Origin of the sequence: Mangrovimicrobium sediminis (assembly GCF_004745945.1) — a bacterium.
Lineage (GTDB): Bacteria > Pseudomonadota > Gammaproteobacteria > Pseudomonadales > Halieaceae > Mangrovimicrobium > Mangrovimicrobium sediminis.
Map to the genome: position 1 here is coordinate 1 of NZ_SRLE01000062.1, position 1,351 is coordinate 1,351.

2 protein-coding genes are annotated in these 1,351 nt (G+C 70.5%); both read right to left on the reverse strand.

The annotated features are described in order from the left end of the window. The coding region (locus E4634_RS21340) for a molybdopterin-dependent oxidoreductase (protein WP_167855030.1) at window positions 1–799 on the reverse strand (799 nt) is incomplete at its 3' end. Beyond that, window positions 799–1,351, reverse strand: a 553-nt coding sequence (locus E4634_RS21345; RefSeq protein ID WP_167855031.1) for a molybdopterin-dependent oxidoreductase, incomplete at its 5' end; no start/stop codon positions are given. The genes E4634_RS21340 and E4634_RS21345, both read right to left, overlap by 1 nt.

Consider the following 1,351-nt stretch of genomic DNA (forward strand, 5'->3'; position numbering starts at 1 on the left):
GGCCGTGGGCGGCAACCGGTTCGAGCTGCCGCCCAAGGGGGTGGCGCCGGCCGGGGAGGGCGCGGGGCGCGTCGACGTCATCCCGGCAGATGTCGCCGGGGAGCGCGCCGCCGTCGCCGCGGCCACGCGGGTCGCGGCGCTGGTCGGCGGGGACGGCGAATACGACCTGCGCCGAGACCGGCGTGGTCGCGGCGAAGGCGGCGAGTTCCCCGGCGACATCTGCAGGGATGACGTCGAAGCGCCCCGCGCCCTCCCCGGCCGGCGCCACCACCTTGGGCGGCAGCTCGAACAGTTTGCCGCCCACGGCCTCGCGTTGCAGCTGCTCGAAGGGCACCGCGGCGTTGCGCGCCATCACCGCGAGGAAGTCGTTGTCATCCACCGGCGGCGTGTCCATGTCCATCTCCACGCCCATGAAATTGAGCGCCACGCCGAGGCGCTTGGCCAGCGCCCAGGCCACGTAGCCCTCGTCGCACAGTTCGGAACCGGCGGGCGGTGGCACCAGCGCCGGAGTGTACTGGGCGTAGGGAATGCTCAGGTTGGTCATCTCCAGGCCGAAGGTCATGTCGGCGTGCTCGAAGAGTATTTTCGGCGGCAGCACGTAGTCCGCCAGCGCGGTGGTCGCGGTGTGGAAGGGCTCGATCACCACCAGCAGTTCCAGCGCGCGAAACGCTGCGACCACGCGCTCGGTATCGGGCATCGCCCCCACCGGATTGGCGCCGGAGATCAGCAAACCGCGCAGCCTGCCCTCCCCCGGCTCGAGGATTTCCTCGGCCAGTGTCGGTGTGGCGGACTCACCCATCAGGCGCACCGCGCCGCGCGGCCGCAGACGATACCCAGGCACTCGTACAGGTGTTCGGCGAGGTTGGGGAAGCTGGCCATGTTGACGCCGGTGCCCGTGTTCACGCTGCCCCGGCGCGCCTCTTTTGCAAATAATTGCGCGGCGGCAATGAGGTCTTCCGGGGCAATCCCCGCGCGCGCCGCGACAACGTCCGGGGTAAAGGGCGCCAGCGCAGTGCGCAGGGCGTCCAGGTCCTTCACATGTTCGGCACAGAACTCCGCATCGTGCCAGTCGTTGGCGAGGATCACGTGCAACAGCCCCGCGGCGACGGCGGCGTCCTCGCCGGGGTAGATCTGCAGATGGATGTCGGCGAACTTCGCCATCTCGCACTCGCGCGGGTCGATGACGATGATTTTCATGCCGCGCTCGCGCGCTCCCCTGAGGCGCTTGGTCGGGGTCTGCACCGGCGTGTGCCAGCTGTCCACCGAGCCCAGCGGGTTGCTGCCGGCGAACCGCCAGACGTCGGCGTCCTCGAAGGCGTGGCGGCCGGCCTCCCAGGTGCCCAGGCGGTCG